Annotated in this window: 22 protein-coding genes; 10 read left to right on the forward strand and 12 right to left on the reverse strand. The window is 64.1% G+C overall.

Going from position 1 to position 25,337, the window contains the following annotated elements:
- Positions 1-119: 119 nt before the first annotated feature.
- Positions 120-1,349: a cytochrome C gene (locus ACN0YJ_RS10220; protein ID WP_417496130.1), complete on the reverse strand. Its 1,230-nt coding sequence runs from the start codon at positions 1,347-1,349 to the stop codon at positions 120-122.
- A gap of 361 nt (positions 1,350-1,710) precedes the next feature.
- On the opposite strand from ACN0YJ_RS10220, the gene ACN0YJ_RS10225 reads away from it, so the two are divergent.
- Positions 1,711-2,709, forward strand: a complete 999-nt coding sequence (locus ACN0YJ_RS10225) for an endonuclease/exonuclease/phosphatase family protein (RefSeq protein ID WP_417477826.1) — start codon at positions 1,711-1,713, stop codon at positions 2,707-2,709.
- A 64-nt stretch (positions 2,710-2,773) separates the two neighbouring features.
- Here the strand turns inward: ACN0YJ_RS10225 and ACN0YJ_RS10230 are convergent, their stop codons facing one another.
- The 3 genes from ACN0YJ_RS10230 to coaD are packed head-to-tail and all read right to left on the reverse strand — an operon-like array spanning position 2,774 to position 4,667.
- Complete coding sequence (locus ACN0YJ_RS10230) at positions 2,774-3,226, reverse strand: peptidylprolyl isomerase (RefSeq protein ID WP_417496131.1); 453 nt, start codon at positions 3,224-3,226, stop codon at positions 2,774-2,776.
- Positions 3,227-3,231: 5 nt separating this feature from the next.
- Positions 3,232-4,182 (reverse strand): peptidylprolyl isomerase, encoded by a 951-nt coding sequence (locus ACN0YJ_RS10235; RefSeq protein ID WP_417496132.1) that lies wholly within the window; start codon positions 4,180-4,182, stop codon positions 3,232-3,234.
- Positions 4,179-4,667, reverse strand: coding sequence for a pantetheine-phosphate adenylyltransferase (coaD, locus tag ACN0YJ_RS10240; protein ID WP_417477823.1), 489 nt, complete (start codon positions 4,665-4,667; stop codon positions 4,179-4,181). Before coaD ends, ACN0YJ_RS10235 begins: the two co-directional genes overlap by 4 nt.
- On the opposite strand from coaD, the gene ACN0YJ_RS10245 reads away from it, so the two are divergent.
- Entirely contained in the window at positions 4,666-4,848 is a 183-nt protein-coding gene (locus ACN0YJ_RS10245) for a hypothetical protein (RefSeq protein WP_417477822.1), read from the forward strand. The two genes, coaD and ACN0YJ_RS10245, sit on opposite strands and share 2 nt — an antisense overlap.
- A 123-nt stretch (positions 4,849-4,971) precedes the next feature.
- Entirely contained in the window at positions 4,972-6,423 is a 1,452-nt protein-coding gene (locus tag ACN0YJ_RS10250) for a sulfotransferase (RefSeq protein ID WP_417477821.1), read from the forward strand.
- A 35-nt stretch (positions 6,424-6,458) separates the two neighbouring features.
- Here the strand turns inward: ACN0YJ_RS10250 and gyrA are convergent, their stop codons facing one another.
- On the reverse strand, positions 6,459-9,281 hold the full coding sequence (gene gyrA / locus ACN0YJ_RS10255) for a DNA gyrase subunit A (protein ID WP_417477820.1): 2,823 nt from the start codon (positions 9,279-9,281) through the stop codon (positions 6,459-6,461).
- Between the two features lie 318 nt (positions 9,282-9,599).
- On the opposite strand from gyrA, the gene ACN0YJ_RS10260 reads away from it, so the two are divergent.
- Positions 9,600-10,889: an alkaline phosphatase family protein gene (locus tag ACN0YJ_RS10260; RefSeq protein WP_417477819.1), complete on the forward strand. Its 1,290-nt coding sequence runs from the start codon at positions 9,600-9,602 to the stop codon at positions 10,887-10,889.
- A gap of 67 nt (positions 10,890-10,956) precedes the next feature.
- The gene (locus ACN0YJ_RS10265) at positions 10,957-11,517 is read left to right on the forward strand and encodes a superoxide dismutase family protein (RefSeq protein ID WP_417477818.1); all 561 of its coding nucleotides are present in this window, start codon (positions 10,957-10,959) and stop codon (positions 11,515-11,517) included.
- 141 nt (positions 11,518-11,658) lie between these two features.
- Here the strand turns inward: ACN0YJ_RS10265 and ACN0YJ_RS10270 are convergent, their stop codons facing one another.
- Positions 11,659-12,240, reverse strand: coding sequence for a winged helix-turn-helix domain-containing protein (locus ACN0YJ_RS10270; protein ID WP_417477817.1), 582 nt, complete (start codon positions 12,238-12,240; stop codon positions 11,659-11,661).
- 83 nt (positions 12,241-12,323) lie between these two features.
- On the opposite strand from ACN0YJ_RS10270, the gene ACN0YJ_RS10275 reads away from it, so the two are divergent.
- Positions 12,324-13,766: a serine hydrolase domain-containing protein gene (locus ACN0YJ_RS10275; RefSeq protein ID WP_417496133.1), complete on the forward strand. Its 1,443-nt coding sequence runs from the start codon at positions 12,324-12,326 to the stop codon at positions 13,764-13,766.
- On the opposite strand, the gene ACN0YJ_RS10280 is transcribed toward ACN0YJ_RS10275, so the two are convergent.
- From ACN0YJ_RS10280 to ssb, 4 genes are read right to left on the reverse strand one after another with little or no spacing between them, the layout of a single operon-like run.
- On the reverse strand, positions 13,763-14,236 hold the full coding sequence (locus tag ACN0YJ_RS10280; protein ID WP_417496134.1) for a DUF2269 family protein: 474 nt from the start codon (positions 14,234-14,236) through the stop codon (positions 13,763-13,765). The two genes, ACN0YJ_RS10275 and ACN0YJ_RS10280, sit on opposite strands and share 4 nt — an antisense overlap.
- Positions 14,236-15,531: an NAD(P)H-binding protein gene (locus ACN0YJ_RS10285; protein ID WP_417496135.1), complete on the reverse strand. Its 1,296-nt coding sequence runs from the start codon at positions 15,529-15,531 to the stop codon at positions 14,236-14,238. Before ACN0YJ_RS10285 ends, ACN0YJ_RS10280 begins: the two co-directional genes overlap by 1 nt.
- A 56-nt stretch (positions 15,532-15,587) precedes the next feature.
- Positions 15,588-16,280, reverse strand: a complete 693-nt coding sequence (locus ACN0YJ_RS10290) for a hypothetical protein (protein ID WP_417477813.1) — start codon at positions 16,278-16,280, stop codon at positions 15,588-15,590.
- A 35-nt stretch (positions 16,281-16,315) separates the two neighbouring features.
- Entirely contained in the window at positions 16,316-16,801 is a 486-nt protein-coding gene (gene ssb, locus ACN0YJ_RS10295; protein ID WP_417477812.1) for a single-stranded DNA-binding protein, read from the reverse strand.
- 268 nt (positions 16,802-17,069) lie between these two features.
- On the opposite strand from ssb, the gene ACN0YJ_RS10300 reads away from it, so the two are divergent.
- From ACN0YJ_RS10300 to uvrA, 3 genes are all read left to right on the forward strand, one after another.
- Entirely contained in the window at positions 17,070-17,588 is a 519-nt protein-coding gene (locus tag ACN0YJ_RS10300) for a hypothetical protein (RefSeq protein WP_417496136.1), read from the forward strand.
- A 4-nt stretch (positions 17,589-17,592) separates the two neighbouring features.
- Positions 17,593-18,318, forward strand: coding sequence for a hypothetical protein (locus ACN0YJ_RS10305; protein WP_417496137.1), 726 nt, complete (start codon positions 17,593-17,595; stop codon positions 18,316-18,318).
- Between the two features lie 233 nt (positions 18,319-18,551).
- Positions 18,552-21,428: an excinuclease ABC subunit UvrA gene (uvrA, locus tag ACN0YJ_RS10310; RefSeq protein WP_417477809.1), complete on the forward strand. Its 2,877-nt coding sequence runs from the start codon at positions 18,552-18,554 to the stop codon at positions 21,426-21,428.
- Positions 21,429-21,685: 257 nt separating this feature from the next.
- On the opposite strand, the gene ACN0YJ_RS10315 is transcribed toward uvrA, so the two are convergent.
- Positions 21,686-22,741 (reverse strand): hypothetical protein, encoded by a 1,056-nt coding sequence (locus ACN0YJ_RS10315; protein ID WP_417496138.1) that lies wholly within the window; start codon positions 22,739-22,741, stop codon positions 21,686-21,688.
- A 77-nt stretch (positions 22,742-22,818) separates the two neighbouring features.
- Positions 22,819-23,751, reverse strand: a complete 933-nt coding sequence (locus ACN0YJ_RS10320) for a hypothetical protein (protein WP_417496139.1) — start codon at positions 23,749-23,751, stop codon at positions 22,819-22,821.
- A gap of 147 nt (positions 23,752-23,898) precedes the next feature.
- Here ACN0YJ_RS10320 and trmFO point away from each other — a divergent pair, with 147 nt between their 5' ends.
- Positions 23,899-25,293, forward strand: a complete 1,395-nt coding sequence (gene trmFO / locus ACN0YJ_RS10325; RefSeq protein ID WP_417496140.1) for a methylenetetrahydrofolate--tRNA-(uracil(54)-C(5))-methyltransferase (FADH(2)-oxidizing) TrmFO — start codon at positions 23,899-23,901, stop codon at positions 25,291-25,293.
- Positions 25,294-25,337: the final 44 nt, after the last annotated feature.

A 25,337-nucleotide genomic window follows, 5' to 3' on the forward strand; every position in this document is an offset into this window, starting at 1 on the left:
CGTGATACCGGCGGTGACAGACAAAACGGAGTAACTCGGAGCTTGACAGAAAGGGCCGCGATTAGACAACACGCACCCGCTTCACAGAAGCGGGACCATGTCCCGGCGGCGCGCGTCCCTCAACGCTCCTCGATTGTCACCCGCGCAATATGATTAGTCCCGCTCTGATGGATCAGCAGGGCCTCGCCATCGAGTGTGGTGCGCATGTGGCGCAAGATGCCGGCATGGACCGGGCCGGAGGGGATGGGCCAGCTCTGGAAGCTTTCCGTGTCGGGGTCGAAGCGCACCAGCATGTCGGGGCGCACACCGCTTTCATTATACCAGATCGCGCCATCGAAGACGGCGATGGCATAGGGGTGCGAGCTTGAGCCACTGGGCGAATCCCATTCGCGGATCTCGCCGCTTTCCGGGTCGTACCGGCCCAGCCGTCCCAGGCCGGAATTGACCCACCAGATGATCCCGTCGGCATCAATATCGAGACGGCGCACCGTCGTGCCCTCATCCGGCAGTGTGATTTCTTCAACAGCCATCGTCTGCGGATCGACACGCAGCAGGCAGTTGGCACCATTGCAGGCGACCCAGACCGTGCCATCGGCCCCAATCTTGACGCCATAGGGCCGCGAGCGCTCGCGCGGACTGGTGACCAGGCGGACCTCGCCAGTCGCCGGGTCGAGACGGCCGATCATATTGCTGCCCTGAAGCGAGAACCACAAAATGCCGCTCGCATCGAACTCGGCCGTGTGCGGGTCGCGCGCGGCCTCGTCAGGCATCGGATACTCGGTGATCTCGCCGCTGGCCAGATCGAAGCGGCCCATGGTGGCGTTGCGATTGCCTGTATACCAGGCATCGCCATCCGGCCCGATCGTCACCGAATGCGGCCCCGCGCCGGCCGGCAGATCGAATTCCTCCATCGCACCGGTCTCGGGATCGAGCCGGCCGAGAATATCCAGCCATTGCCCCACCCACCAGATCGAGCCATCAGGGGCTTCGACCGGGTCGCGCGAACGCTGCCCCAGGGTCGGCACTTGCCATTCCTCGAAGCGGATGGTGAGCGGCCCGTCGACCGGCGTCGCGGCGCGATTGTCTCCCGGCGGGAAGTGTGCGGCCAGATAGTCGAGGATCTCGGCCTGCATCTCGGGTGCGCCCGACAGATCGACCATGGTCGAGGTCAGGAATTGCCAGTCATCACGAGTATAGCCGGAGCTGCGCTCAATCAGGCTGGTGCTGTGACAGGCCGCGCAGACGGCGTCGACGGTCTCGCGGCCATCATCGCCCGACTGGGCAAGCGCTGCGGCAGGATGGCAAAGCGCGGCGGCGAGGATGAGAGAGGCGAGCGTATGGCGTGACATGTCAGGGCTTTCGGCAGTGGCATGGGACGATGAGTGTAGTTGAAATTTCGGGTTGGGGGAGGGAAAATCACCACGCCGCTTCCTTCTCCCATGGGGAGAAGGTGGCCGGAGGCCGGATGAGGGGGCAAACACCGCCTGTTGGTGAAAGGCAGCAGCGGTGCCAGTTCTGCAGCGTCCACATCGCCCGCCTCACCCGCCCTTCGGGCACCCTCTCCTCACGGAGAGGGAAAGGGCACCTCATCGATAACCGGAACTGAGGCGTTTATCTGGACTATTTCGACAGAAAACCAGCACGCCAGCGCCGCAGTTTTGCCGCAGGGCCGCGAAAAACTGCCCGGCTTCAGGGACAGGGAGTGTCGGTGTGATTGACTTGAATTCGACGGTGTTGCTCAACATCGCCCTGGCCGCGCTTGGCCTTGTCGCAGCCTGCCTCTGGCTGGCCTCTCTGGCCCCGGTGTTCGATCTGTTCCGCCATGCCTGGCCGCTCTGGGTGATCGTAGCACTGGTCGTCATCGGAGCGGCTGTCTGGACCGGGCATTGGCGTGAGGCCGGCCTGGCCGGAATCCTGCTGGTCCTGATCCTGCTTCCGGCGCGCGGCGAGTTTACCGCCTCCCTGCGCCAGCCGTCCGCGACATCAGGCAGGGCCAGCCTCACCCTCGTCACCCATAATCTGTGGGGCAAGGGCGGCGAGCGTGCCGGCGCAGTCGCGGCCATCCTCACCGAGGACGCACCTGATCTGATCGCCCTGCAGGAAGTCCGCAGCGACGGCCTCGCTGTGGCGGCAGCACTTGCGGCCGACTACCCCTTTGCCGCCGATTGCGGCGACGGCCCGACCCGGCTGCTCTCGCGCCACCCCTTCGTGCGCTCCGGTTGTCTGGACGGATGGAAACCGGCTTATCGCCTGCCCGGGCTCCGGGTGATGCCCGCCGCCTGGGGCGAGATCGCGATGCCGGACGGGGAAAGAGTCGTGATCGTGGCGGTCCATCTGCCCTGGCCGGAACCGCTCAACGCACAGGCCGCAGTAATCGAGGCGCTGACAATTTTGTTCGAGGGCTTCGAGGCCGACCGGCTGATCGTGCTGGGCGATTTCAACGCCGCCCCACCGGCCGTGATTCATGAGCGCATGGCCCGCGACTGGGGGCTCGAACGCCGCACGCACGGGCTGCCGAGCTGGCCGAGCCAGAGCTTTACCCGCGCCTTCGGCCTGCCCCGCCTGCCCGTCCCGTCAATGCTGGCCGGGATCGACCATGTCTATGCCGGCACCGCGTGGCAGACGCAGAGCGTGAGCGTTCTGGCCGATACAGGATCGGATCACCGGCCGGTCCAGATCACACTCAGCCTGCAAGACGCAGCGCGCTGACACAAAAAAAGCCGCGACACCCTCAGGGCATCGCGGCTCTTCAGTTTAGCGCATACGCCGGGCCTTAAACCTCGACGATGCTCGCCTTGATGATCTTGCCGGGCTTTGCCGGTGGCTCGCCCTTGGGGATGGCGTCGACATGGTCCATGCCGTCAATCACTTCGCCCCAGACTGTGTACTGATTGTCGAGATAGGGCACAGCGTCCAGGCAGATGAAGAACTGGCTGTCGCCGCTGTTTGGATCAGACGAGCGCGCCATCGACATCGTGCCGCGGACATGTTTCTCGGCATTGAATTCGGCCGGGATCTTGGTGCCCGATCCGCCCATGCCATTGCCGTCGGGGCAACCGCCCTGGGCGACGAAACCGTCGATCACGCGGTGGAAGTTGAGACCATCATAAAAGCCGGACTTCACCAGTTCGGTGATGCGGGCAACATGTTTGGGCGCCAGGTCCGGACGCAGTTTGATCGTCACATCGCCACCCTCAAGGGTGAATACGAGTTGTTCTTCAGCCATTGAATTTACTCCAGAATTCGTGTCGGCACGGGAATTTCGCAAACATCCGGCAGGGCGCCGGCGGCATTGCGCAGTGAATCGAGATAGGCGGTGAAGGCGGCACTCTCGGTGTCGACCACCTGAATACGGGTGCGCTCGGCCTCGGGCAGATCGGCGGCGACGCGCATGGAATCAATCGTGTCGGGCACGAAGCGCGGATCCTGGCCCAGCGTACCGAGGCGCAGGGCGTTGACCGCGTCCTGACCCGCGCGCACGCGGCCCCAGACGGTGTAGATCGCATTGAGGTGCTCGGCATTGCCGCGCGTGATGTAGAACTGGCTGCCGGCGCTGTTTGGATCATTGGTGCGCGCCATGGCGGCGGCACCGGTGCAATGCAGCAGCCAGCTTTCAACCTGTCCGTCACCGGTCAGGGCCGCGACTGCGAGCGTCTGGGTGCCGGCCGGGAAGCCGTTCCAGAATCCGGCCCGCGCCGATCGCGGATTGTCGGACGGATTGATCACCCGGTCCTGCAACTCGCTGACCGGCAATTCTGCGCCGCGGCGGACCGTGAATTCCGAACTCATCGAGGGCAATTCAGTGCGGTGATTGGGATTGCCGCGCGAGCCGCCACCCTGGGCCATGAAACCCTCGAGCACGCGGTGCCAGACGAGGAAATCATAGAATTGCGCCCGCGCCAGCGTCTTCATGCGCTCGACATGGGTCGGCGCGAATTCCGGCGCCAGCTCAACGACAATGCGGCCGTGCGGCGTCTCGATATAGAGCGTGTCTTCGGGGTCGAGATCACGCCAGGCGTCATCGGGGAAGTCATAGGCCGTCGCGCCCGCACCCATGGTCACGTCCTGGACCAGTGTGGTGATGTCCGGATCGGATGTCTGCGGTGTATCGGCTTCACGCGCGCAGGCAGCGGTTGTCAGCCCCGCAGCCAGAACAAGGGAGAGTGAGAGATGTTTGATCACGCGAGACGCTCCTTCAAACTGGCCTTGATGGCCGCAGGCACAAAAGCCGAGACTTCCCCGCCCAGCGAAGCAATTTCCTTCACGAGGCGGGATGAAATGGCCTGGTGGCGCGGGTCCGCCATCAGGAAGACGGTCTCGATATCATCATTGAGCTGCTGATTCATCGCCACCATCTGGAATTCATATTCGAAATCGGACACGGCGCGCAGGCCGCGCACAATCGACTGTGCCCCGACCTGTTCGGCGAAATGCATCAACAGGCCCTCAAAGGGCATGACCTCGATCACGGCATGATCCGAGAACTGCGCCGCTTGGGAGCGCACCATTTCAACCCGCTCGTCGAGCGTAAAGAGAGGCTGTTTGGCGGCATTGATCGCGACGCCGATGATCAGGCGATCGACCAGCTTCACCGCCCGCCCGATAATATCGAGATGGCCATTGGTGAGCGGATCGAACGTGCCTGGATACAGCGCGGTTCGGGTCATGAAAATCAACTCTCCCGGCAACGGCAATCTGCCCGCAGCATTCACCAACTCATCGCCTATTAGCGTGTTTGGCCCGGGTTTTAAACGCCTGAAACTGCAAGCCAGCCACAAAGCGCGCCTGCGTCTGTCGAAAAATCCAGCCCGTGTCCGGGCAGGCGGGTCGGATCGGCGCGACGAATGACAGCTGGATGCGACCGGCGCCGGCGCGCACCGCCTTCGTCGCACAAGCGGCCCGACATGGATTGAAACCGCGATAGGCGCGGGTCAACATGGTGCCGTCTGCCTTGTCAGTCCGGAGGATCCGATGGCCACGCCGGGTGAATTACGCAACCAGGCCATCGCCGCCCTGAAGGCCCGCGACCGGCCGGCCTGTCTCGCGGCGCTCACCCGGTTGAGCGCGCAGGAAGCGGATACCGCCCTGCCCTGGCAGGGGCTGGCGCGGATGGCCGATGCGCTCAATGCCTGCGACCTCGCCCAGACGCTGTCCGCCCGGGCGCTGGCGCAGGGCCCGGGGCAACTCACCGACCACCTTGGCCATCTCGCCCTGATGGCGAAATGCGGCCAGGTCGAGCCCGCCCTCGCCCGCGCAAGGGCGCTCCGGCCGGCGCATGGCGACCAGCCATCGCTCAACCACCTCATCGGGGTCCTGGCGGCACAGATGGGCGATAGTGATGCCGCGATCGAGGCGCTGCGGGCGGCGCTCGAGCGGGCGCCGCTGAGCGGTGCCAGCTGGATCATCCTGGTCTCGGCAAAACCCGTCACCTCCGATGATGCCGACTACCAGCGACTGGAAGCGCTGCGTCCAGACTTCGCCGGCCAGCCGCCGGAGGCTCACGCCAGCCTGCTCTTCGCGCTCGCCAAATGCCAGCATGATATCGGCGCCCATGGCGACGCATTTCGCGATTATGAAGCGGGTGCAGCGATCATGCGGACCTTGCGGCCCTGCCGGAGCGGGGCGGCATCGGCGCTCGCGCGTCAGGTGATGCATGAGTTTGACCGCGCCGAACCGGGGCTGAGGCCGAGTCAATGCCGGTCCGCTCGCCCGATCCTCGTCACCGGCTTGCCGCGCTCGGGGACCACACTGGTCGAACAGATCCTGACATCACATCCCGCCATCAGCGGTGGCGGAGAGCTCAACCTGCTTTCGGCCGCACTCGCGCCAGTTGGCCAGCTCTCGATGGCCGCAGCGCGCCGCTTCGAAGTGGCGGACCGGGGCGGCTGGACCGGGATCGGCAAGACCTATCTGGACATGCTCACCGCACGCTTTGGCCCTGAAGGGCGGATTGTCGACAAGAGCCTGAACACGGCACCGATGACGGGATTGATTCGCCACGTCCTGCCCGATGCGCCGATCATCTGGATCCGGCGCACGCCGGAGGACGCGGCCCTTTCCTGCTTTCGGACCTGGTTCAGCCAGGGCATGGAGTGGACCTGGTCACTGACTGATATCGCGGCGAAGTTTCGCGCCGAGGACCGACTTTATCATCACTGGGCGGACCTGCATCGCGAGGCCATTTTGACGGTGGAATATGAGGTCCTGGTCGCCGAGCCCGCCGCCCAGATCGCGCGCATGCTCGCCCATTGCAAACTCGATCCGCATCCCGGTCTCGAGGCGTTTCATCACACCCGGCGGGCCGTGACGACAGCGTCGCGGGCACAGGTCCGGCAAGCCCTGCACGCCGGTTCCATCGGCAGCGCCCGGCATTATCGCCAGCAGATGGAGGTTTTCCGGGCCGCCTATCAGGGCGATCGGTGAGCCCGCCAAATCCGGCAGGCTCACCCTCGCATTGACTAGTCTTCGGACGCTTCGCCGGCATCGGAGGCGCTGGCGGCTGGGTTGCCATCAGGCCCGCCATCTATGCCGTCATGCTCCGCATCGTCCTCATCGCCCGCATCCTGGATGCGCACGACGGCGACGACATTCTCTTTCTCATTGAGGCGGATCAGGCGCACGCCGCGGGTTGAACGGCCCGCAATGCGAACAGTGTCGACCGGGAAGCGGATCAATTGACCACCATCGGTGACGGCCATGATCTGATCGCTATCGTCGACGGCGAAGCTGGCCGCCAGTTCGACCCCGCGCTTGAGATCGGTCGCCGCGACGCCCTGATTGCCGCGTCCCATGACACGGTAATCATAGGCGCTGGAGCGCTTGCCCATGCCATCGACACCGACGGTGAGGAGAAATTCCTCTGCGGCGCCAAGCTCGGCAATCCGGTCCGGCGACAGGGCGGCAATCTCGCCCTCATCATCGCCATCGCCAGAATCCGTTCCCGCGGCGTCGGCCGACGCCTGGTCATCGCTCTCATCGCCGAGCGCCAGGCGCATGGCGGTGGCGTGTTTGAGATAGGCGCGGGCTTCCGGCGAGGTGACATCAACATGGTTGAGGATCGCCATAGAGATCAGGCTGTCGCCCGCCGCCATGCGGATACCGCGCACACCGACCGAGGACCGGCCGGCAAAGATGCGGACATCACCGACCGGGAAGCGGATGGCACGGCCTTTGTCGGAGACCAGGAAGACATCATTGGCCTCGGTGCACAGGCGCACGGCGACGATGCTGTCATCCTCTTCCAGCTTCATCGCGATCTTGCCATTGCGATTGACCTGGACGAAGTCGGACAGGCGGTTGCGGCGAACCGTGCCGCGCCCCGTCGCAAACATCACATTCAATTCGCTCCAGCTGTCCTCGTCCTCCGGCAGCGCCATGATCGAGGTGATGGTCTCACCCTGGTCGAGCGGCAGGAGATTGATCATCGCCTTGCCGCGCGTGTTCGGCGCACCCAGTGGCAGGCGCCAGGCCTTGGTCTTGTAGACCATGCCGCGATTGGAGAAGAAGAGCAGCGGCGCATGGGTCGAGGCCACGAACAGGGTGGTGATGAAATCCTCGTCCTTGGTCGCCATGCCCGAACGGCCCTTGCCGCCGCGGCGCTGGGCCCGGTAGTCGGACAGCGCCGTGCGCTTGGCATAGCCGCCATGGGTGACGGTAACGACCATTTCTTCGCGCGGGATGAGATCCTCGTCCTCGAAATCGAACTCGCCATCGATGAAGATGGAGCGGCGCGGGGTTCCGAAGTTTTCCCGCACATCGGTGAGTTCGTCGCGGATGATCTCGATCACCCGCTCCCGCGAACGCAGGATATCGAGCAGATCAGCGATCTGTTCGGCCAGCGTTGCGGCCTCATTGCCGAGCTCGTCACGGCCCAGACCGGTCAGGCGGTTGAGGCGGAGTTCGAGAATGGCGCGGGCCTGTTCCTCGGTCAGTTTCAGCGTGCCATCGGCCTGCAGCACCGAGCGCGGATCCGCGACCAGGGAAACCAGCGGTGCCACATCATGGGCCGGCCAGGCGCGGGCCATCAGACCTTCGCGGGCAGCCGCCGGATTGGGCGCAGCGCGGATCAGCGCGATGACTTCGTCGATATTGGCCACGGCCAGCGCCAGACCCACGATCACATGCGCACGATCACGCGCCTTGGCGAGATCATGCTTGGCCCGGCGCGCGACAACTTCTTCGCGGAAGCGCAGGAATTCCTTGAGGATATCCATAACGCCGAGCAATTGCGGACGGCCACGGACCAGCGACAACATATTGGCGCCAAAGCTCGTCTGCATCGGCGACCAGCGATAGAGCTGATTGAGGATGACATCGGCATTGGCATCGCGCTTGAGTTCGATCACGACGCGCATGCCGGTGCGATCGGATTCGTCGCGCAAATCGGCAATGCCTTCGATCTTCTTGTCGCGCACAAGGTCCGCGATCTTCTCGATCATCGTCGCCTTGTTCACCTGGAAGGGGATCTCGTGAACGATGATCGCCATGCGATCCTTGCGCACTTCCTCGACCGTGGTCAGCGAGCGCATGATGATCGAGCCACGCCCGGTCGCCACCGAGCTGCGCGCACCGGAGCGGCCCAGGATCTGGGCGCCGGTCGGGAAATCGGGACCGGGAATATGCTCCAGCAATTCCTCTTCGCCCATCAGCGGATTGTCGAGCAGGGCCAGGGTGCCATTGATCACTTCGGCCAGATTATGCGGCGGGATATTGGTCGCCATGCCGACGGCGATACCGCCCGCACCATTGACGAGAAGATTGGGGAAGCGCGCGGGAAGAACCGTCGGTTCGCTTTCCTGGCCGTCATAGTTTTCGCGGAAATCGACGGTCGACTTGTCGATATCGGCCAGTAGCGCGCTGGCGGGCTTGTCCATGCGCACTTCGGTATAACGCATGGCAGCCGGCGGATCGCCATCGACCGAGCCGAAATTGCCCTGCCCGTCGAGCAGGGGCAGACGCATCGACCAGGGCTGGGCCATGCGGACCAGCGAGTCATAAACGGCCTGATCGCCATGCGGGTGGTATTTACCGATCACATCACCGACGACCCGGGCCGACTTGCGGTAGGGCTTGTCCGGCGTATAGCCGTTTTCATGCATCGACCACAGAATCCGGCGGTGCACCGGCTTGAGACCGTCACGCGAATCCGGAATGGCACGGCTCACGATCACGCTCATCGCGTAATCGAGATAGGAGGTGCGCATCTCGTCTTCGATGGCAATATTGCCAACGCCTTCCGGAAGACCGGGCGGCGGGGTCAGAACATCATCGTGATCGCTCAAGGCGGCCCTCTCTCATTCGCGTCGCTGCCGGGCCCAAAACCCCGCTGCGCAAAGCAAAATGCCGCCTTGTATCGAGCGCACAGAATCGGTGCGTGAATCAGGCGGCTTTCCTGTCACCAACACTTAACAATCACAGGCCCGTAGGGCAAATGCGCTCGGCGGTAGAGTCGCCCGAGGGGGACCGCTCCTGAGGCTGACAAGAAACTGTCTCTCAAGGGTGCTAATCGGGGGGCGCTTGCCAAAACCGGCGCTGTGTCGAAACCTGCCGCTCAAACGCATCAGCCGGCGGAATTCGCCAGGCCAGACGGGATGATGACCATGACCAAGCCTCGCCTTCTGCTTCGGGCAATCACCGGCTTCGCGCTGCTCGCCCTCACCGCCTGCGGCCACACGCCGGCACCGCCCGCTGCCAATGAAGAGCCCATCGTGCTGATGATCGGTCTCGACGGACTGCGCTATGACGCGATCGACCGCTGGGATGCGCCCAATCTGAGCGCGCTGGCGGCGCGCGGTGTGCGCCCGCAAAGCATGTATCCGGTGATGCCGTCGAAAACCTTCACCAATTTCTATTCCCTGGCGACCGGGCTTTATCCCGAGCATCATGGCATGATCTCCAATGCGCCCTATGACCGGGTGTTCGATGAAATCTTCTCCAACAGGGGCGGCGGACCGCAGGATCCGCGCTGGTGGGCGGGAGAGCCGATCTGGATCACGGCCGAAAGACAGGACGTCCGCTCGGGCATCATGTTCTGGCTCGGCTCGGAAGTAGAGCATGACGGCGTGCGTCCCACGGTCTGGCATCCCTATGTCCATGAAATGCCCTATGAAGACCGTGTTGCCGAAGTGTTGTCATGGTTTGATGCACCGGCCGCCGAACAGCCGCGCCTGGCCGCCGTGTATTTCGACCATGTCGACACCATCACCCATGGCACCGGCCCCTTTACGCCCGAAGAGGGCGAAGCGGTCGCCCGCGTCGATGCCCTGGTCGGCGAGCTGGTCGAGGGCCTCACCGCGCGCGGCCTCATTGATCGCACCAATATCATCATCGTGTCCGATCACGGCATGGTGCCGGTTGAGATGGAACGCTCCGTCGCCATCGACACGCTGGCGGATCTGGACGGGCTCTTCATCCCGGAATTCTCCGGCCGCTATGGTCCCGGGCTCGAACCCTATGTGATGGCCTATGGCGACAGCGAAGCGGTCGACCGCGCCTATGCCGCGCTCGATGGTGCCGACCCACATGTCTCCGTCTATCGCCGCGGCGCGATGCCCGGCACCTGGCATTTCGACCATCCCGACCGCGGCCCTGACCTCTTCATTCTGGCCGAGCCGGGCTGGCTGCTGACGCGCAGCGATGCCGACCTCTCCGGCCCGTGGCCAGCGGGCATGCATGGCACGCACGGCTATGATAGTCGCGACGAGACCATGGGCGCGACCTTCATCGGGGCCGGTCCGATTTTCCCGCCGGGCACGCGGCCGGAAGCGTTCGAGAACGTCAATGTCTATCTGATGATCGCCTGCGCGCTCGGACTGGAACCGGTGCAGACTGATGGCGATCCGGCCGAGGTGGCGCGCATTACCGGCGGGCGGTGCCCGGCGGCCGATTGACCCAGGGCGCTGGCCCCCGCCGACCCAAGCGCGTAGACAGGCTGGAAACCGAACAGGAGAATGCCCGATGTTGTCCCGCACCCTTCTCGTCACCACAGCCTTTCTGCTACCCGTCGCAGCCTGCGCCCAGGATGAAGCGGCCGTCCCGCCGCACACGACCACAACCGCCAGCGGCGAGCTGATCATCCGTGACCGTAGCCCCGCCGGCTCGGTGAGCCTGCACCAGGGCCCCGAAGGCGTGGTCATCCGGATCGAGGCTGACGGCCTGCCAGCGGATGCGCGCAATCAATGGCATGGCGTCCATCTGCATAGCATTGGCGATTGCTCGTCAGAGGACTTCACCTCCTCGGCCGGCCATATCAACCCGTCAGGGCGCCAGCACGGCCTGCTCAACCCAGAAGGCCCCGACAATGCCGATCTGCCCAATCTCTGGGTCGACGGCGATGGCGCGATCCGCGCCGAGGTCTACACAACCCGCGTCAGCCTGGAGGGCTCTGACACCCTGCCCGCCCTGCTCGACGCCGACGGTTCAGCCCTGGTGATCCATGCCGGCAGCGATGACCAGACCAGCCAGCCGATCGGCGGTGCCGGCGCGCGCATTGCCTGTGCGGTGATCACGACGCCCTGAACGAGGCCGCGTAGACATCACCTACCTGCAACCCGGCTTCCCGACCGAGTGGGACGCCCGGGTTGGCCATTGCTCTGAAGCGCCATCACAAAGCTGGAATGTCCGCCTCGATGACAATTTCGACGATGCGGGTTTCGGCCCTCAAGCGCCGTCCGCCCCAAGGGGCACCAGGCCCGCGCCCTCGCGCGAGGCCGGAGAGTCGAGGTTCCGAATCTCGAATTCACGCTCGACGATCCGCGTGCCGAAGGCCGTATAGAGGATAGCGGCCATCAACGCCGCCACGAGGAAGCCGGCGATGAAACTGCTGCGGTCGAGGCTGGCGATGAGGTCTCCGATCGAGACGCGGGGCCGGTCGCGCGCCGGCAGTCCGGCCAGCGCCGCCGGCGGCGCATCAATCGCCAGCCGATAGCCGACGCGCGGCAGGGTCAGAATCAAATCCGAGCGGCCCAGCAGACGGCGCAGGCGCGAAATCGCCTGGTTCAGCGCTTCGTCCGAACCGTCTTCATCCCAGACGCTCTCGAGAAATTCATCGCGCGTCACCGGCGCCCCACCGCGCCGCACCAACAGGTCGAGCACGCCGGCCAGGCGCGGTTCGAGCCGGTGGCTGCGGCCGCCGATTTCCAGCACACAATTGCGCAGATCGCAGACCGCATCGCCGATCTGCACAATCGAGGCCGAGGGAGAGCGACGGGTAGAGACAGGGCTGGCAATATTCATCATCATCTTTCGGAAATGTTTTCGTCAGGACAGTGTGGTGGCATTTTCCTACGCCTCCCCTCCTAACACAGAACAGGAAGGCCCTGCCCATGAAAGCTTTTTCATCTCCCCTCGCGATTGCGCGGCTCGCCCTGGCGGTGACCCTCGCCTCGCCACTGATCGCACCGTTCGCGGGCGCCCAGACCGACCCCGCCCAGCAGGCACGGATCGAGGCCCGCTTCGACGAACTCGCCGAGGCGGGTTTCACCGGCTTTGCCGCGATTGCCCATGATGGCGAGATCATCCTTGCCCGTGGCGCCGGCCTCGCCGACCCGGCCACCGGGCGCCCCTTCACCCTCGATACCCAGTTCGATATCGGTTCGATCACCAAGAGTTTCACCGGCATGGCCATCGCCGCGCTGGTCGATGCCGGACGCCTCGCGCCCGATGCGACCCTGGCCGATTTCTTCCCGGACGTGCCCGCCGACAAGGCGACCATCACTGTGCATCAATTGCTCACCCACACGGCCGGCCTGCCCGATGCCGTCGGCGATGATTTCTCCGACGAGGGTTGGGCCAGCGTCCGCGACAAGGCCTTCGCCGCAGAGCTTCACCACGCGCCCGGATCGGCCTATCGCTATTCCAATGTCGGCTTCACCGTCCTGGCCGCGATCATCGAAATAGTGACCGGTCAAACCTATGAAGACTATCTGGTCGAGGAGATCCTCGTGCCCGCCGGGATTGAGCATACCGGCTATATGGCCGTCTATGACGACGCCCTCGCGGCGCGCAACCGCCACGGCGAAGCCGTGATCGACGCGTCCTGGGGCGGTCATGCGCCGAACTGGAATCTGATGGGCAATGGCGGGCTGGTCTCGACACCGCGCGACATGCTCGCCTGGCAGGCGGCCTACCGGAACGGCACGATTGTCTCCCCGCAGGCCCGCGACCTGGCGCATGCACCGCTGGTGCGCGAGGGTGACGGGGCACCCTCCTTCTATGGCTATGGCCTGGTGGTCGAGGATGATGCCGAGCTTGGCCGCATCTATTGGCATAATGGCGGCAATCCCTCCTTCAACTCACACTGGCGGGTTCTGGCGGATCAGGGCTATGAGCTGTTCGCAACCACCAATCAGCGCGGCATCTCGGCCGACACGGCCATTGAGGCCCTGGTCGCGGCCTTGATGGGCCAGGAATTCGAGGTGCAGCATCCGCGCCAGGCCAGTGTCGACCCGGTGGCCCTGCCCGATACGGCCGGGGGACGCACCGCGGCTGAATTCCTCGCCATGATCGCCAGCGATGATGAGGCCGTCTGGCGGGATTATGTCCTGACCCGGATGAGCGATGAGATGCGCGCGGTCGCGCCGATGGACGGACATTTGAGGATGATGCGGCAGCTGCACCGTGATGTCGGCCAAAGCGATGTCGTCGCCGTCTTCGAGAACGAAACCACGATTACCCTCTCGGTGCGCGATCCGCATTCGGGCGAGACGATCCCGGTGATGATTGAATACGATGCCGATGGCCAGGTGACGGGCCTGATGATCGGCTAGGCCAGGGCCGGTCGCGCCACCATCAGCCCAAAGATCGCGATCAGCGCAGCAAAGGCCGGCCAGCCGAGCGCAAACCAGATCCGCATCAGACGGTGAACGCGGTCGGGGACAGCCTCCCCGGCCGCGACGGCCTCGGCCATCAAACGCCGCACCTCAAGCTGGATCCACACCACGGGCAGCCAGCAGGCGCCGATGAAAATATAGAGCCCATAGCTCACCAGCAGCCAGGGCGCGGTGAGTGGCCAGCCCGCCAGATACGCCAGGGCGACGCCGGTCAAAGGCTGGGCGATGACGGCGGTGGTGGTGAAGACCCAGTCGGCGAGCACGACATGCTTGGCCGCCAGCGCGAAGCCGGGGGCATCGCCGGAGCGCCAGGCCATCAGCATGAAAAAGGCAATCGCCGCGCCGGACCCGAACAGCACAGATGCCGACATGATATGCAGCGTCTTGACGGTCCAATACAGCTCCATCAGCGCTCATCCTCTGTCGCGGCAATCATCAGCGCCAGCGCCATCATCGGGAAGACTTTCAGGATTGGTCCCAGCGCGTCGGCCCACAGGCCGGGCAGCGTCAGGCTGAGCGCGAGGATATAGGCGAATGTGCCGGCGATCATGATCGCGCTGACCAGCCGCACCCGCCATTTCGCCAGCATCGCCGCGCCCAGGGCGAGATCGAAGGCGGACCCGAACCAGAGCAGAAAAGTCTGCATCGCCGGCGTATATCCGGCCGCCTGCAGCACGTCATAGGCATCACCGCGCGCGATCGTCAGCGAAATGATGCCGGTCGCCAGCCAGTAAAGTCCCAGCACCCAGCGCGCGACCGGGCGGGCAAAGCCGAGCCGGGCATGCCAGCGGTCCTGCACACCGGCCGGAGCGCTGGCGAGGTAGGCGTCAAAGCCGCGCGGCGCCGCGCCGGTCGCGGCGAGCCATTCAGCCGGATCGCCCTCGACATCGAAGTCGAGCTGTTTCAGCGCCGTGGTGCGCATTGAGGTGCGCACGCCGACCCAGCCGAGCAGATCGCCGATGCGAAAGGCCGGCGCCGCAAGCCAGCGCGGGACGTGCCAGATCCGCGTCCGGCCAAAGCCGAGCCAGCGGCGATAACCGCGCAGCAATTGGTCCATCGAGACCGCCTGCGGGCCGGCAATGTCCCAGCTGAAATGCGATGGCGCACCGGGTTCCAGCAGATCGCCCACCGCCGCGCTCAGATCTTCCGCACTGATCGGACGGAAAACCTGCTCGCCGCCGACCAGCGGCGTGATCCAGGGCATGCCGCACAGGGCCCGCACCAGGGCGGTGCCGCCATAGACATTGCGGGCAATCACCAGTGAGGGGCGCAGGATGGCCCAGTCGAGATCGAGCGCCTTGAGCGCCGCCTCACCATCGAGCTTGTCGCGCGCATAGGCCGAGCCGGAGGCCGCATCGGCGCCGACGGCGGAAATATGGATCACCCGGCGCACACCCGCCTCGGCGCAAGCGGCAAACAGCGCGGTGGCGCCATCGACATGGGCCGCACGGCTATGATCGCCGAGCCCGTCCTGCAGTACGCCGACGCAATTGATCACCGCATCGACCCCGGCCAGCCGTGGCCGCCAGTCGGCGGCGTTGTCATGCCGGAAGTCGCAGGCGATCCAGTCGAGATCGGGGGCAAGGCGCCGCGCCGCGTTGATCTGCCGGCCGGCGGCGATGACGCGATGGCCCTGGCTGTGCAGATGGGCCGCGAGATGCGATCCGATGAAACCGGACGCCCCGGCGATAAGGATATTCATGACCGCTCGCCCCCCGGCACTCGCTATTCGGTCTGGTCTGGACCCGATCGCGCCAGCTATGGCGCAGACGCCGCCTGGCCTTCGCGCATCATGGCCAGATTGGCATCCAGATTATTGCTGATCGCCGTGCGCAGCGCGGGCCAGACGGCTTCGACCTTGAGCCATTCGGAACCGGGCATCTCGACCTGGTTCACGGCAGCGAAGTAAGCCGTTGTCCCGTAAGAACAGGCCCACCAGGGTGAGGCCTGACTGGTAAAGACCTCACCCGATGCGATGGTGGCGGCGAGTGCCGCCTCGAGCCGCGCGGGATCGGAATTCATCAATTCGGTGACCGCGGGCCCGGCATATTCCGATGCCCCGCCGACGACGTTCAAGGCTGACGAGTCGATACAGCGCGAGGCGTCGTAAATCGTGCGGGCGCGGCCGAGAAAATAGGCCTGCAGGGCCCGGTCAGGGTCAGTGGCGACCGTCAGCCGGGCGACCTCGAACAGGAAGATTGGCGGATTGATATCGCGCCGCTCCCATAACTGGCGGGCAATAGCCGGGGATTGCGCCGCGTCCGTATTGCGCAGGGCCGACAGGGTCACGAGGACATCGCCCCAGGCTGCATCGCCGACGACGAACTGGGATTCAGCCCCCTCGCCACCGATCGACATGATCCCCGGTCGGCGCAGATTGGCATCGGCGGTCTGGGACCAAGCGGGCGCGGCCAGCATGAGGCAGGCCAAAATCAAGATCGTTCTACGCATTCCGGCTCCTCGCCCCCCATTCAGTCCCGTGTGGACTAGAACGGGATTTCATCATCCATGTCGGCGCTACGGAAATCTTCCTTCGGCCCGTCAACCGCGCGCTGTGGCGAGCGCTCGCTGGACTCGAAACTTCCGCCGCCACCGCCGCCATATGAGCCGCCGCCCTCGCCCTTGCTGTCGAGCATTTGCAACTCGCCGCGGTATTTCTGCAGCACGATCTCGGTATTGTATTTGTCGACGCCGTTCTGGTCGGTCCATTTGCGGGTCTGCAGCGCGCCTTCGATATACACCTTGGCGCCCTTCTTGAGATAGTTGTCGGCGACCTTGGCGAGCTGGTCATTGAAGATCACAACGCTGTGCCATTCGGTCTTCTCGCGGCGCTCGCCGGAGGTCTTGTCGCGCCAGCTTTCCGAGGTCGCGATGCGCAGATTGCACACCGGATCGCCATTCGGCAGACGCCGGGTCTCCGGATCCTTGCCCAGATTGCCCACCAGAATGACCTTGTTTACAGATCCCGCCATCGCCCATTCTCCATGTTCTTGTGTTGCACGGCTTGTGCGCCGCGCCAATTTGTTCACATTCTGTTCCACGGGTCAATCGCGCCCGCGAGTCGCAGGGATTTGAACGGAGTGGCGGCACAGAGTCCAGTGAGCCGCGCGGCGGGGTGTGGACGGAACACAGACCGCTATATCCTCCCCCGGATGCCCCTGCCCGGCTGAAGGGTAAAAACAACTTGTAGTCCCCAATACCAGCGGTCTAGCTTGCGGCGTTTTATAGAGGGGAATCACCATGTACAAATTCATGATCGTGGCGCTCTGCGCTGCGGGAATGGCGGCCTGCGCGTCGACACCCAATCCAATTGCCGCCGAAACCCGGTCCGGCACCTATGTCACCGGCGCCGACCTGGTCTGGTCCGTCGACGATGCCGACGAGCAGGATGACAATGGCAATTACGCCGCCGGGCGTGACGACTTGCTGGTCCGGCTGGAAGCCGCTGTCGAAACCGAATTTGCCCATTCGCCTGCCGGCTCACAGCCCGTCAGCTTCTCGATCAATATCGAGCGCTATAATCGCGTCAACGCGCTGACTGGCAATATCATCGGCGGCAGCAATATGGTCGTCGCCGACGTGTCCGTGATCGATGAGGATGGCAACGTCCTGGGGGTCTATGAGGATGTCACCGGTTATCACGCCAGCGGCGCGGGCATTATCGGCGCGATCGCCCAGGCCGCGACCCAGCCCGACATTGTCGGCATTATGAGCAATTCTTTCGTCGCGGATTTGCGGCGTCGGTTTGACCGGGACTAGACGCGTGAAACGTCTCGCTCTCGGCTTGGCACTGGCGGGTGTCGCGGCTTGCGCTGCGACACCGTCGGCGCCACTCAATCCGGATTCCTTCACGGTCAGTGGCCGTTACGCCCTGCCCCACGCCAATGCCGCGCCCTTCGCCGGACGGATGCGGGTGTCCGATATCGAATTGTCGCACGGTTTGGCGGCCTTCGATTATGAGGTGATCGCGTTCGACCAGACCATCAGTACAGCGATCGGCAAGTCACTCGAGAATTACGGCTATGCCGGCAGCGAGGCGGATGAAGGGGTCAACCTGGAAGTCCGGCTGTCAGAGATCGAGATCCATCAATCGGACGAAGCGATTACGGCGCATGTCTCGCTCGGTTTCCGGCCCATCGAGGCTGACCCGGCGCTGCAATGCGCCGCCCACACATCCAATGCGCAATTCCACGCGCTGACCCCTGTCCATTCGGGCGGCGGCCAACGCGCGGTTGGCATCATCGCCGGCATCGGCCTCGCTTTTGTCGGTGTCGACGCCTCGATTTTCATGGTCGATCAATTCGTCAATGCCAGCCAGAACAATGCTGCGATCAATGCCGATCTCGGCCTCGCGCGCGGCGAAGGCGTTGCCCCCCATGGCGAACAGGCGGCAATCCGCTTCGCCTCGACCTATGCCATCCAGCTTGCCATCGCCGACTACATCGCTCATCTCGGTACCTGCACCAGTCGCGAAGCCGAACCCGTCTGAGTCAGCCGCCAATGACGCGCCACCCCGGCCCGGCCTGACAGCGGACCGACGCTGCGTTCCAGGACCGGCAGCGCTTGCCCACACCGACTTCCTGCCTACATGGTGTCAGCAGACTTGCATCGCGCTGCTGGACGCCGCGCGGCTTGTTCTCTAAATGTTCAGCACGATTCCAGCCTTGACCGGTCCCGCCGGCGACCAGTTCTACCCGCGATTTGGCAGACGAAAGACATTTCATGGCCCTCGATACGATCCGCGTGCGCGGTGCGCGCGAACATAATCTCAAGAATGTCTCGGTGGATCTGCCGCGCGACAAGCTGATCGTCTTCACCGGCCTGTCAGGCTCGGGCAAGTCGTCTTTGGCGTTTGACACCATCTATGCCGAGGGCCAGCGGCGCTATGTCGAGAGCCTGTCAGCCTATGCGCGCCAATTCCTCGAGCTGATGTCGAAGCCGGACATGGATTCGATCGAGGGCCTGTCACCGGCGATTTCGATCGAGCAGAAGACGACCTCGAAAAATCCGCGTTCCACGGTCGGCACCGTCACCGAAATCTATGATTATATGCGGCTGCTCTGGGCCCGCGTCGGCGTGCCCTATTCGCCGGCCACCGGCCTGCCGATCCGCAGTCAGACGGTCAGCCAGATGGTCGACAAGCTGATGGCGCTGGAGGATGGCGCGCGGCTCTATCTGCTGGCGCCCGTTGTGCGCGGACGCAAGGGTGAATACCGCAAGGAATTCGCCGAATGGCTGAAGGCCGGTTTCCAGCGCGTCAAGGTGAATGGCGAGTTCTATACGCTGGAAGAAGCGCCAACCCTCGACAAGAAGTTCAAGCACGATATCGATGTCGTGGTCGACCGTCTGGTGATCAAGCCGGGCTTGCAAGACCGCCTCGCCGACAGTCTGGAAACGGCGCTGCGCCTGGCCGACGGTCTGGCGATTGCCGAATTTGCCGATATCAATGAAGAGACAGGCGAAGCGGAACGGCTGATCTTCTCGCAAAAATTCGCCTGCCCCGTTTCCGGCTTCACCATTGCCGAGATCGAGCCGCGCCTGTTTTCCTTCAATAATCCCTTCGGGGCCTGCCCGGCCTGTGACGGGCTGGGCCAGTCGCTCAAATTTGACGAGGATCTCGTCGCCCCTGACCGTGACAAGTCTCTGACTGACGGCGCCATCGCGCCCTGGAGCCGTGCCACCTCAAAGCTTTACCAGCAGACCCTGCAGGCGTTGGCGACACATTTCGGCGGCGACATGTTCAAACCCTGGCGCGAACTGCCGGAGGATTTCCGCAAGGTCATCCTCTACGGCACCAGGGACGATATCGCATTCGTCTATGAGGATGGTCTCAGGAAGTTCGAGACAAAGAAGCCCTTCGAGGGCGTCATCCCCAATCTGGAGCGGCGCTGGCGCGAGACCGATTCAAGCTGGGTGCGCGAGGATCTCGGGCGCTTCCAGTCCTCCCAGCCCTGCGAGACCTGCCATGGCCGCCGCCTGAAGCCGGAAGCGCTGTGCGTCAAGATCGCCGACCATGACATCGCCCAGACCGGCACCATGCCGATCCGCGTCGCGCGTGACTGGTTTGGTGCCATCGAGAAAACCCTGTCGGCCAAGGACCAGCAGATCGCGGAGCGTATCCTGAAAGAGATCCGCGAGCGGCTGAAATTCCTCGTCGATGTCGGGCTCGATTATCTCACCCTCGACCGCGCCTCCGGCACTTTGTCCGGCGGCGAGAGCCAGCGTATCCGCCTGGCCAGCCAGATCGGCTCCGGCCTGACCGGCGTGCTCTATGTGCTCGACGAGCCCTCCATCGGCCTGCACCAGCGCGACAATACCCGCCTGTTGGAAAGCCTGCGCGGCCTGCGTGATCTGGGCAATACGGTGATCATCGTCGAGCATGACGAGGAAGCCATCCTGACCGCCGATCACGTCGTCGATCTAGGGCCGGCGGCCGGCGTTCATGGCGGCGAGATCATCGCCGAGGGCACACCCGCCGATATTCTCGCCAGCGAGGCCAGCCTGACCGGCCAGTATCTACGCGGTACGCGCCGGATCGAGATCCCGGTCAAGCGACGCAAGATCGACAGGAAACGCACCATCCGCGTCGTCGACGCCACCGGCAATAATCTCAAGAAAGTCACCGCCGATTTCCCGCTCGGCGTGATGACCTGCATCACCGGCGTGTCCGGCGGCGGCAAGTCGACCCTGACCATCGAGACGCTCTACAAGGCCGCCGCCCGCAAGCTCAACAAGGCCCAGACCGTGCCGGGCCCGCATGAGCGCGTTGAGGGGCTGGATCAGCTCGACAAGATTATCGATATCGACCAGTCGCCGATCGGGCGCACGCCGCGCTCCAATCCGGCCACCTATACCGGCGCCTTCACCCCGATCCGCGAATGGTTTGCCCAGCTCCCGGACTCGAAAACCCGCGGCTACAAGCCCGGCCGTTTCTCCTTCAACGTCAAGGGCGGGCGCTGCGAGGCCTGCCAGGGCGATGGTGTGGTGAAGATCGAGATGCACTTCCTGCCCGACGTCTATGTGCCCTGCGATGTCTGCCATGGCGCCCGCTTCAATCGCGAGACGCTGGAGGTCAAGTTCAAGGGCAAATCCATCGCCGACGTGCTCGACATGACGGTCGAGGAAGGTGCCGATTTCTTCAAGGCCGTGCCCGCCGTGCGCGACAAGATGGAAACGCTCAAGCGCGTCGGCCTCGGCTATATCAAGATCGGCCAGCCGGCGACCCAGCTCTCCGGCGGCGAAGCCCAGCGCGTCAAGCTCTCCAAGGAGCTGGCCAAGCGCGCCACCGGCAAGACGCTCTACATCCTCGACGAGCCGACCACCGGCCTGCATTTCGAGGATATCCGCAAACTGCTCGAAGTGCTGCACGAGCTGGTCGAGACCGGCAATACGGTCGTGGTGATCGAGCATAATCTCGACGTCATCAAGACCGCCGACTGGCTGATTGACCTTGGCCCCGAAGGCGGCGATGGCGGCGGCGAGATCGTCGCGGTCGGCACGCCTGAAACGGTAGCGAAAGTCGAGGCCAGCTGGACCGGCCGCTATCTGGCGCCGATGCTGGAGAAGGAAAAAGCGCGGCGCAAGGCGGCGGCGGTTTAGTCGCCAGTCGATGGGCTGGCTCAGCCCGGCATGCCGCCGCGCGGTATAGGCGGCGGGACTCAGCACCATCAACTGCGTCAACAGCATAACCACCCGGCCGACGATCACCTCCACCGCTGTTCAGACCGGGCTGGATGCTGGCCCCATACGCGCCGCCCAGGCGCCAGCGACTGCCCGTTGCCGCCCGGGCGCGACAAAGCAAAGCGGCCCGCCGGAAATCCGACGGGCCGCCTGCCTGTTGCACCTGCCGTCCGGGGTCAGCCTTCGCTGGGCGAGGCACCGGCCGGATGATCGGCGGTGAGGACCGGCGAGTCGGTCTCCTCCGCTCCGCCATCGGCGCGGTAGCGCACGGCATTATAGGCGCCGACACCGTGCCACATGCCCTCAAAGGTGATCTGCATCGCATAGCCCAGCACCGCTCCGGTGATGAGCCCCGTCATGACCGCCGGATTACCCAGCATGCCCTGCAGCATAGCGATCACCTCGTCTGGTGAGACATCCCCATTGCCCTCGGCCATCATCGCGAACTCCATGAAAACCGGCAGGAGGGCGCCGAAAAAGACCAGCTGGATCAAGCCGCCCAGAATGGTCGAGAGCACGAGGATCAGCCCGACCACCACCAGATAGCTCAGCGCCATCGGCCAGAACACACCCTTGCTGGCGGTCCAGCTTTCGAAGAAGCGGACACGGCGATCGACCAGGGTCAGCGCTGGAGCCGAAGCCAGACGGATACAGAAGACAATGACCATGATGGCAATCACCAGCACGCCGAGGAAGACGATCAGACCGGTCGCCAGCCCGCCCGCCATCGAGCCGTCACTGCCGGCGAAGACGCCGGCGGCCAGAAGCGCAACCACGCCGGCGGCCAGGGCGATGCCGAGATAGGCCGCAATACCGACGACGAAATAGAGGAGATTGACGCCCAGCAGGCGCAATTCATCGCCGCCGAAGCGGAACGGAATGACCGCCGCGATCTCGCCGCGGGTCAAAAAGCGCAGCCAGGCCGCCTGGAACATCAGCGCCGAGACAATGCCCAGCAGCGCAATCAGGGGCATGGAAGCGAGGAAGGGACCGATCAGGGTCAGCACTTCGCGCTCCATCTGCGATTCCGACAGAGTGCCGCCGGCCTCCTGCGCCACCAGGTCGAACAGGCCTAGATAGAAGGGGCCGAGCAGCATGATCGCCAATGCGGCAAGCGCGCCGACCACCAGGGCCTGACAGACCGCAATCCAGATCACGCCCAGCGGATTTGCGCCAAAGCGCTTGAAGAAGAAGAAGATACCGTCCCCGATATCGAAAGCCTTGCCAGTCATATCGATCCCCTTTTTTACAGCCTGTGCTGCTTTATCCGTTCATCATGACGGATTGGCGACCGAATGCCAGAGGGATGCTAGCCGGAGCGGTCCCCTGTCGCGGCAGCGGCGGTTCGATTACGGTAGATATAGGCGTAAAGCCCTGAGAAAACAGGCACATTGATGAAGGCCATCAAGCCGTTCCAGCGCAAATATTCCTCGGCGGCGGCCAGGGCGGGCGCATTGATCTGCTCGGCACCGACCGGCACGGCCAGATAGAGTGGCCGCGAACCGAGAATGGCGCAGATCAGCTCATACAGGCCCAATTCCAGCACCAGAAGCGGCAGACCGGTCAAAAGCAGGGCCGCAGCGATCCGCGCGGCATTGCCATTGCTCAACGACCAGGCGCTCAAAACCATGATCTTGCGATTCGCGATCGTCGCCGGAAGCGCCAGCGCCAGGCGCGCCGACAGCCAGATCAACAGCGCTGCGGCCGCCAGTCCGACCACGCCGGCGACAACCCAGTCAGCGGTACCGAGATAAGCCATGGCATCGGCCAGCTCGAGCCCCTCCGCTTCCGGATCAATCCCGGCGCGGCTCATCGCCCCGGCGGCGATCGAACCGAGCACAACGGCCCAGAACATGAAGGCCATGATGAAGACCAGCAGGGTCAAGGCCGCGACCAGAAGGCTGACGATGAAAATTCGCCCCTCATCGGCGCCGGCCTTGAGTGAATGCCAGCCGCTATAATCGCCCAGCACCGCCATGCGCAGACAGGCCGCCGACAGCGCCAGGCTGGCGACCACCGTCACCAGGGAGAGCAGGAACATCCCCATCGCCAGCACCGGATTGCCTGTCGGGCCGCCGAGCGACTGCATCAGCACGAGCTGTGCCGCATAGGCCAGCGTATAGGGCGCCGCCGCCAGAAGGGCACGCTGCCAATGCGAGATCAGGAAGGCATAGGCGGCCATGACGCTGCGCAGGATCGGGACAGGCGCCGCAGAAGGTGTCGGGCTGGATGGATTGCTCATGCCGGTCTCCGCAGACGGGGTTTGCGTTCAAGGCCCCCGATCTGGACGCGACAGGGCGTGAAGGCAAGTTCTGCGCTGCAGCGAGGCGTCCGGAGATTGGCGTTAGACTGCCCCCTACCGCTTGACTTGCCCCGCGCCCGGCTCGATATGCCGCGCATGACTCAAAGCGCTCTCAAACCTGTTCACATCATCGGCGGCGGCATGGCCGGCTCCGAAGCGGCCTGGCAACTTGTCTCGCAAGGCGTGCCGGTGATCCTCCACGAGATGCGCGGCGTCAAAGAGACCGAGGCTCACAAGACGGACGGGCTGGCCGAGCTGGTGTGTTCCAACTCCTTCCGCTCCGATGATGCCAAGACCAATGCGGTCGGCCTGTTGCACGAAGAGATGCGGCGCTGCAATTCCATCATCCTGGCCGAGGGCGATAATCATCGCCTGCCGGCCGGCGGCGCCCTCGCCGTTGACCGCGACGCCTTTTCTGCTGCCGTCACCAAACGCCTGAGCGAGCATCCGCTGGTGACGATTTCGCGCGAGGAGATCACCGGTCTGCCGCCGGCCGATTGGGACAGCGTCATCATCGCGACCGGGCCCTTGACCTCGCAAAGCCTGTCCGAGGCCATCCTGAAAGAGACCGGCGAAGACGAGCTCGCCTTCTTCGACGCCATCGCGCCGGTGATCCATCGTGACAGCGTCAATATGGACAAGGCCTGGTTCCAGTCGCGCTATGACAAGGGCGAGACGCTGGCCGACCAGACCGCCTATCTCAATTGTCCGATGGACAAGGACCAGTATGACGCCTTCATCGACGCGCTGATCGCCGGCGAGAAGACCGAATTCAAGGAATGGGAAGGCACGCCCTATTTCGAAGGCTGCCTGCCGATCGAGGTGATGGCCGAACGTGGCCGCGAGACCTTGCGTCATGGACCGATGAAACCGGTCGGGTTGACCAATCCGCACAATCCCACCGTCAAGGCCTATGCCATCGTGCAATTGCGCCAGGACAATGCGCTGGGCACCTTGTTCAACATGGTCGGTTTCCAGACCAAGCTGAAATACGGCGTCCAGACCGAGATCTTCCGACTCATTCCCGGCCTGGAGGACGCGCAATTTGCCCGTCTCGGCGGCATTCATCGCAATACATTCCTCAACTCGCCACGCCTGCTCGATGATCAGCTACGCCTGAAATCCCAGCCGCGCCTGCGCTTTGCCGGGCAATTGATCGGCGTCGAAGGCTATGTTGAAAGCGCCTCGATGGGCTTGCTCGCCGGGCGCTATGCGGCGGCCGAACGTCTCGGCACGACACTGGCACCGCCCCCTGAAACCACCGCCATGGGCGCGCTGATCCGCCACATCACCGGCGGCCATCTCGATGCCGGCAAGGGCAGTTTCCAGCCGATGAATGTCAATTTCGGCCTCTTCCCGCCCATCACCCAGCCCACACAAGACGCAGACGGCAATCGCATTCGCGGCAAGGCCAAGACGCCGGCGCGCAAGACCGCGATGTCGGCACGGGCGCTGGATGACCTGGCGGCGTGGCTGGGATAACCGCCCTCATTTCAACTTGAAATAGCCGATCAAAGCGTGTGAAC

It is taken from the genome of Maricaulis sp. (genome assembly GCF_048270095.1).
Lineage (GTDB): Bacteria > Pseudomonadota > Alphaproteobacteria > Caulobacterales > Maricaulaceae > Maricaulis.